Below are 6,831 nucleotides of genomic sequence, written 5' to 3' on the forward strand. Positions count from 1 at the left end.
TAAGAAATCTTTCAATTTTAGGTCTGGGCGAACATCGTGTATTAAACGATTAACTGACTTTTGCAACCTCTGGTTGAGCGGTTGGCATATTTAAGCGTTCAATTCTTGGGAAGCCAAAATGCATGCGTAAATCACGAATAATTTGGGCAATTTGATTTCGATTGCTCACGACTATATTCACATAGGTTTTCTGGTCTTGTGAATAGACCATTTCTACGCCTGTTTTGGCTTTTCGGCATTGATAAATCAGGTCAGAAATTTGTTCGTCACTCATCGTCATATGAATACATAAGAATGCACTAAAGCGAACATCATCAATTTCTTCTGATTGCCAGTGTAAAGGCATAATGTTTTCAGGATGGAGGTGTTGTTCATGCAGTAAATTACGGCAGCGTGAACGATGTACGATTAAACCACGTCGAGATAAATGTCCTTGAATTGGATCACCAAGCACAGGATTACAACAGTGTGCATATTTTACATCAACACCCTCGGTTCCTAAAATCAAGCGATCAGAGGTTTCATGATGCTGAGAGTGATAATCTTGAGCAAATAAATGATTGGCAACCAATTGAGGTAATAAATCCCCAACTGCGATTTGTTCAAATAGCGTATCTTTATTAGCTAAATGTCGCCACTCAAGTACACTAATCCAGTCTTCTGCTGAAAGGTCATCTATAGAGCGATGAAATAGTTTTAAAGCGCGATTAAGTGCTTGCTGACCGACAAGACGTTGCTCATCAATGTCTTGTTCTCTTAACAAATTCTGTAATGCACGGCGTGCTTTTTGAGTATTAATAAAACTGAGCCAATCTGGATTCGGTGTTGCTAATACGTCTGTGATAATTTCAACTACTTGTCCGCTATGCAATGGGGTTGAAAGAGGACGAATTTCACCATCCACTTTTGCGCCAACAGCATGATTACCTAAAAATAGGCTAGCTGAGTAGGCGAAATCAACGACAGTGGCGCCTTGAGGAAGTTCATGTAATTGGCCGTGTGGCGTATAGACCCAAATTTTTTCCTGGTGCAGATAATCCAGCAAATCGCTAAATGTGGTTTTGGCGCAGTCACTATCAATTAAGGTATTGAGATTTTGCATAGAAGCCTGAATGGCTGAACGGCAGGCCTGAGGTGCATTTTCCCCCAGTACCACTCCAAAGCGGGCTGCTTTACGCATCAGTTCAGTCTGGATGGTCAATGAAAGGGTGGTTTTTTCACCTTTCAGTTTGATCATTAAGGACTGGTTGCCACCAGGTAAAGGTCGGCGAATATGGTCGTTATATTGTAAGACTTGAAAATTATCTTTGAGTGCTTCAACTAGACGGTCGCAATCAGCAATACTTTGCAGAATAATTTCAAAAGCATGGCTATGACTTAATTCATTTAAATCAATTTCATTTTTTACAAAATGACGCAATAGTTCGATGTTATTATTTTTCTTCTTAATACGCCCTTGTAGATTATATTTTTTAAGCAAATCTGATAATTTTTGCTCCCATACCGCTTGGTATTCACAACGTTTGGGTTTGGTTTCTAATAATGCGGTTTGCACATCATTAAACATATCCAAATCAAGATTCTGATAACATAAATGTTCTAGGTTATCGGCCATTTCATTCATACCGACTAAACGTGCCATAGGTACGAAAATATCAAAGGTTTCTTGCGCGATACGTGCTCGTTTATCAGGACGGAGTGCGCCTAAAGTCGTCATATTATGATAGCGATCTGCGAGTTTAATAATAATGACACGAGGATCTTGTAAGGTGGCTTGTAGAATTTTGCGGAATGATGCCGCCTTATTATATTCCTTATCACTAGAGTGGCTGAGTTTGGTCACACCATCAACAAGTTCGGCAACAACAGATCCAAATTTTTCACCAATCTCATCTTTGCTAAATTCGGTATCTTCAATGACATCGTGTAATAAAGCTGCCATAAGCGTCTCGGCATCTAAACGCATATGCGCCAGAATGCAACTCACAGCAATAGGATGAAGAACATAGGGTTCACCGCTTTTTCGCGTAATACCACTATGTGCTAAATCAGCAAAATCACAGGCAGCAAGTACACTCTGAATATCACTATCTTTGAGATAGGCTTCAATAATGACCTTGAGTTGTTGCTTGGCTTGGCTGACCTCTTCGCCTGGCATAAAACACCTTTTATAACATGAATTCAGGAATAAATAAGACTAGCTTCTAATGAAAAGCATATTGTGAAACTTGTCAATTTGTTCATTAGAAAAACTCGTAAATTTTTTCAATGAAATATATTGTTTTTACCAATATAGCACTGAAATTTTCAACAAACAAAAAAGCCCAGTGTATTCACAATGGGCTTTTAGACAAAGCAAATCAAATTTAGAAAGAGAAGCCTTCTAAATTTAATGAGTTTGTAGACAACACCATATCAAGATTTGAAGTCTGATAATCTTGATCGCGTTGTTTCAAAATTTCTTTAGTGACATGACCTGCCGCAATTTCGCGTAATGAAACGACTGTTGGTTTATCATTATCCCATTCTACAGTTGGTTCCATACCTTGACGTGCTAATTGGCGTGCACGTTTACTCGCTACCAGTACTAACTCAAAACGGTTATCTACGTGGTCTAAACAATCTTCAACGGTTACACGTGCCATAAGTTGTCTCGTTTGAACATTACATTTGAAAAGACTAAATAGTATAAAAGGCTTTTAAATAAGACTCAAGTTATTCGCGATTAAGGGTGATTAACTTTTCAATTAATTGCTGGTGACGAGCACTTTGCTGTAAGGTAACTAAACGATTTGCTGTAATAATTGCTTCTAGATCATGAACAGCTTTATTGAAATCATCATTGATGATGATGTAATCGAAATTTGCGAAATGACGCATATCTTCTACAGCACAACTTAAACGATGTTCAATTACTTCAACTGAATCTGTTCCGCGATTAGATAATCGTTGTCTTAAATCATATTGAGTTGGCGGCAAGATAAAGATTTGTTTTGATTCAGGAAAAAGTCGACGAACTTGATCGGCACCCTGCCAGTCAATTTCGAGTAACACATCATGACCTTGTTGTAATTGTTCTTTGACTTTGGCTTGAGATGTACCGTAGTAATTACCAAATACTTCTGCATACTCAATAAAACCACCTTGTTCTACTTGAGCTAAAAAAGTTTCAGTATCAGTAAAATGATAGTGAACACCATCAAGTTCACCAGGGCGTTGACCACGTGTAGTATGAGAGACAGAAACGTGTAAATTGCTGACTCGATCGAGTAGGGCTTTAACCAGAGATGTTTTGCCTGTTCCTGATGCCGCAGAAACGACAAACAATAGACCCGACATGATATTTTTCCTGATATGATAAAATATCTTCTCTATTTTAGAGTAGACGCCCCTTAAACAAAATAGCCAAGATGGCTTTTGTTGGCATAAATTTTAAACATCCCACCTATTTAACTTCAACATAGAGGGTTCTATGGAAATTGTATTGGCGAATCCACGTGGTTTTTGTGCAGGTGTAGACCGAGCAATTGCGATTGTAAATCGTGCCCTTGAGTGTTTTAACCCACCTATTTATGTGCGTCACGAAGTGGTACACAATAAATTTGTGGTAGATGACTTGCGTCAGCGCGGGGCAATTTTTGTCGATGAGCTAGATGAAGTGCCCGATGACAATATTGTGATTTTTAGTGCGCATGGCGTATCTAAAGCAGTGCAACAAGAGGCGGAGCGTCGCGGCTTAAAAGTGTTTGATGCCACTTGTCCGCTGGTCACTAAAGTACATATTGAAGTCACCAAATATGCCCGTGAAGGCACAGAGGCGATTTTAATTGGTCACGAAGGACACCCCGAAGTTGAAGGGACGATGGGGCAGTATGACAAGAAAAATGGTGGTGACATTTATTTGGTAGAAGATGAAGATGATGTGGCTGCACTTGCGGTTCAGCATCCAGATAAAGTGGCTTTTGTGACACAAACTACCTTATCGATTGATGATACTGCCAAAGTGATTGATGCCTTACGCCAGAAATATCCGAATATTCAGGGACCACGCAAAGACGATATTTGTTATGCCACTCAAAACCGTCAGGACGCAGTGCGTGACTTAGCCAACCAGTGTGATGTGGTGTTGGTGGTAGGTTCGCCAAATTCATCCAACTCTAACCGTTTACGCGAGTTAGCTGAACGTATGGGGAAACGCGCCTATTTGGTGGATAATGCAGACGAGTTGGAGCAAGCATGGTTTCAGCCGAATACAAAAATTGGTGTAACTGCGGGCGCATCTGCACCAGAAATTTTAATTAAACAAGTGATTCAGCGTTTGCAAGACTGGGGTGCAACTGCCCCTGAAGAGCTTGCAGGCCGTGAAGAAAATATTACCTTTAGTTTGCCGAAAGAGTTACGTATTCCTGTAACTCAGGCTTAAAATGTTAAGTGTTTAATATTCTGTTTCTTATTTAAAAATAGGCAGATAACTGGAAAATGACAGTTATCTGTTTTTTTATGCCTTTTATCTGCTCTATTTAGGTTTTGTAACTTTAATGCGTATTATTTTAACTGGGCCAAAGTTTTGCCTGGGGGAGAGTATGCAGAAAAATAAAGGATTCACTTTAATTGAGCTAATGGTGACGATTGCGGTGTTGGCGATTGTTGCAAGTATAGCTGCTCCTTCGTTTGGGAATTTATTGATAAAAGAAAATCTCAAAACTACAGCTTACAATATAAGAGATACTTTAAAGGAAGCTAGAAGCCAAGCTGTATTAAATCGAAATGAAACAGTCCTCTGCACATCGATCAATAAGTCTGCTAGTGCAGTAACTGAAAGCATATGTGGAGCACATTTAACTAATTACTCTAGCATGACAAACTCTCTCAAAAACACTAGTGTTTTTATTGTAAATGTGGAAAAGAAAATTACTTTAAAGAATACCTCGGATGACAGCTTTGTTTTTTCATCTAGAGGAAATTTAAATGGTACTAAAACTATTACTTTATGTTCTTCAGTCGGGTCTTATATTTTATCAGTTAGCATTCCTGGAACTGTAGATATTTCTCAAGGAGCTGCATGCTAATGATAAATAGTCATTATCAGAAAGGTGTGGGACTGATGGAAGTGTTAGTAGCGATGCTAATTCTGGCAATTGCAATTCTGGGTTATGCGGCCTTACAAGTTAGAGCAACTACTGCGACTGAAGAATCAATGAAAAGATCGGATGCTCTGATTATTTTAAATGGGTTGGCAGAAAAAATTAGATTAAATCCGAATGGAGATTATAAGGAAGCAATACCAGAGGATTTGCCTGATTGTAGCAATGGATGTGATGCAGACGATCAAGCTTTATATGATTTAAAACAATATGGTGATGCAGCCTTGACTAAAGATATTACTTTGGGGGTGATCGATTGTTTGAATACATCAGAAAGCCAAAAAAGATTGTGCTTAATTGCTGCATGGAATGACACTGAGGCAATTACGGATGCTAAAGCAAGTTCGGAAGCTGAAACACCTGAGAATGCATGTTTAAAAACAGATGGTAAATATGTGAGTGACTCAAACTGCTTGGTGTTGGAGGCATATTAATGAAAATTACTCATCAATCAGGTTTTACCCTTATAGAACTCATGATTGCTATCACTCTCGGATTGATTCTGGTGGCGGTGGCTATTCAACTATTGATTAGTGGACAAGTGAATTATCGCATTCAGACTTCAGCATCTTCATTACAAGATAGTGGAGTTTTTGCTGTCAACTATGTGACTAAGAATATTAGATTGGCGAATCACGGTAATGCAGGTGCAATGAATGATGAGTCACTTTATGGAGGAATTGTTCTAAGTAACCAAACTAGTGGATCAGCTACTCCTTTGGCAGATGGAAATTTAAAGGGATTAAAAATAGGAACATCTTTATTAAGTGGAAGTAACTTAGTTTCATCTAATTTAAATAACGATAGTGCATTTGATAGCTATTTAAAAAGTGATCAGTTGGTAATAATTTATCAAGCTCCCCAGAATATGTTTACATGCACTGGTCAAAAAGTGAAGGGACCTATTAAGACAGCTACCACTCATTCTAAAGGTTGGTATGTAATTGAAAGATATTATATAAATAAAGTTTCTGGTAAGGATGAAGCAAATTTGAATTGCTCCGATGCAATGTTTATTGCGACGGGGGAGATTGTTCCTCAAACGTATGAGTCAACCACAATTTCAGCGGTAAATACGCTTACCGGAAGCTATGCGACAAATCCGGGTGAAATGATTGCTAAAAATGTTGAGTACATGCGAGTACAGCTAATTGTCAGGAATAATAACGGCTCAACTCGTACTCTTGGAATAGATGAATATAACAATATCGCTATCACGGCTAGTGTTAAACATCGGCCAGCTGTTATAGGGATAAATTTAGGCTGGCTGGTTAGATCATCTGAAAAAGTGGCAATGTCAAATAAAAACAGTTTTGTTGTTTTGGATAAAACGATAACTGCGCCAAGTGATGGTTATATGCGACATGTATATACCACTACAGTTGCTTTGCGTAATGGTGGATTAGGAGATGTTATTCAATGATAAATCGTTCTAATTACCAGACAGGTGCAACACTTATTACGGGGCGAATTCAAACATGAGGTGCGACAGTTTGAAAAGTCTTATGATAATCAACAAGCTGAGCAAATTTCTCTAATGGTGTAAGCCAATCTAACGCTTTTCTAGGACGAGTATTCAGTGACATGGCAACTTGATTTAAATAATGCTGATCTGCCTGATTTAAATCAATCCCTTTAGGTAAATATTGCCTAATTAAACCATTCATATTTTCGCATGTGCCTTTTT

8 protein-coding genes are annotated in these 6,831 nt (G+C 38.5%); 4 read left to right on the forward strand and 4 right to left on the reverse strand.

What is annotated here, in order from left to right; translation table 11 throughout:
- Window positions 1–49 precede the first annotated feature (49 nt).
- From HYG88_RS02575 to gmk, 3 genes are all read right to left on the reverse strand, one after another.
- Window positions 50–2,158, reverse strand: a complete 2,109-nt coding sequence (locus HYG88_RS02575; protein ID WP_178882531.1) for a bifunctional (p)ppGpp synthetase/guanosine-3',5'-bis(diphosphate) 3'-pyrophosphohydrolase — start codon at window positions 2,156–2,158, stop codon at window positions 50–52.
- 208 nt (window positions 2,159–2,366) lie between these two features.
- Window positions 2,367–2,645, reverse strand: coding sequence for a DNA-directed RNA polymerase subunit omega (rpoZ, locus tag HYG88_RS02580; RefSeq protein WP_004660187.1), 279 nt, complete (start codon window positions 2,643–2,645; stop codon window positions 2,367–2,369).
- A 70-nt stretch (window positions 2,646–2,715) separates the two neighbouring features.
- Complete coding sequence (gene gmk, locus HYG88_RS02585) at window positions 2,716–3,339, reverse strand: guanylate kinase (protein ID WP_004660188.1); 624 nt, start codon at window positions 3,337–3,339, stop codon at window positions 2,716–2,718.
- A gap of 133 nt (window positions 3,340–3,472) precedes the next feature.
- Here gmk and ispH point away from each other — a divergent pair, with 133 nt between their 5' ends.
- The 4 genes from ispH to HYG88_RS02605 all read left to right on the forward strand — a co-directional run bounded on the left by ispH (window position 3,473) and on the right by HYG88_RS02605 (window position 6,567).
- The gene (gene ispH / locus HYG88_RS02590; RefSeq protein ID WP_178882532.1) at window positions 3,473–4,423 is read left to right on the forward strand and encodes a 4-hydroxy-3-methylbut-2-enyl diphosphate reductase; all 951 of its coding nucleotides are present in this window, start codon (window positions 3,473–3,475) and stop codon (window positions 4,421–4,423) included.
- Between the two features lie 160 nt (window positions 4,424–4,583).
- Complete coding sequence (locus tag HYG88_RS02595; protein ID WP_178882533.1) at window positions 4,584–5,069, forward strand: GspH/FimT family pseudopilin; 486 nt, start codon at window positions 4,584–4,586, stop codon at window positions 5,067–5,069.
- Complete coding sequence (pilV, locus tag HYG88_RS02600; RefSeq protein ID WP_085064353.1) at window positions 5,063–5,578, forward strand: type IV pilus modification protein PilV; 516 nt, start codon at window positions 5,063–5,065, stop codon at window positions 5,576–5,578. Before HYG88_RS02595 ends, pilV begins: the two co-directional genes overlap by 7 nt.
- Window positions 5,578–6,567 carry a PilW family protein gene (locus HYG88_RS02605; RefSeq protein WP_085064354.1) on the forward strand — a complete coding sequence of 330 codons (990 nt, stop codon included), beginning with the start codon at window positions 5,578–5,580 and terminating at the stop codon, window positions 6,565–6,567. Before pilV ends, HYG88_RS02605 begins: the two co-directional genes overlap by 1 nt.
- A 49-nt stretch (window positions 6,568–6,616) precedes the next feature.
- Here HYG88_RS02605 and HYG88_RS02610 read toward each other — a convergent pair.
- A partial coding sequence (locus tag HYG88_RS02610) for a hypothetical protein (protein WP_031991246.1) occupies window positions 6,617–6,831 on the reverse strand: 215 nt, incomplete at its 5' end.

Origin of the sequence: Acinetobacter sp. SwsAc4 (assembly GCF_013391535.1) — a bacterium.
Lineage (GTDB): Bacteria > Pseudomonadota > Gammaproteobacteria > Pseudomonadales > Moraxellaceae > Acinetobacter.

Coding starts and splice junctions, on each gene's coding strand:
- gmk (WP_004660188.1), bottom strand. CDS start 3,339: ATGTCGGGTCTATTGTTTGTCGTTTCTGCGGCATCAGGAACAGGCAAA.
- HYG88_RS02605 (WP_085064354.1), top strand. CDS start 5,578: ATGAAAATTACTCATCAATCAGGTTTTACCCTTATAGAACTCATGATT.
- HYG88_RS02575 (WP_178882531.1), bottom strand. CDS start 2,158: ATGCCAGGCGAAGAGGTCAGCCAAGCCAAGCAACAACTCAAGGTCATT.
- rpoZ (WP_004660187.1), bottom strand. CDS start 2,645: ATGGCACGTGTAACCGTTGAAGATTGTTTAGACCACGTAGATAACCGT.
- HYG88_RS02595 (WP_178882533.1), top strand. CDS start 4,584: ATGCAGAAAAATAAAGGATTCACTTTAATTGAGCTAATGGTGACGATT.
- pilV (WP_085064353.1), top strand. CDS start 5,063: ATGCTAATGATAAATAGTCATTATCAGAAAGGTGTGGGACTGATGGAA.
- ispH (WP_178882532.1), top strand. CDS start 3,473: ATGGAAATTGTATTGGCGAATCCACGTGGTTTTTGTGCAGGTGTAGAC.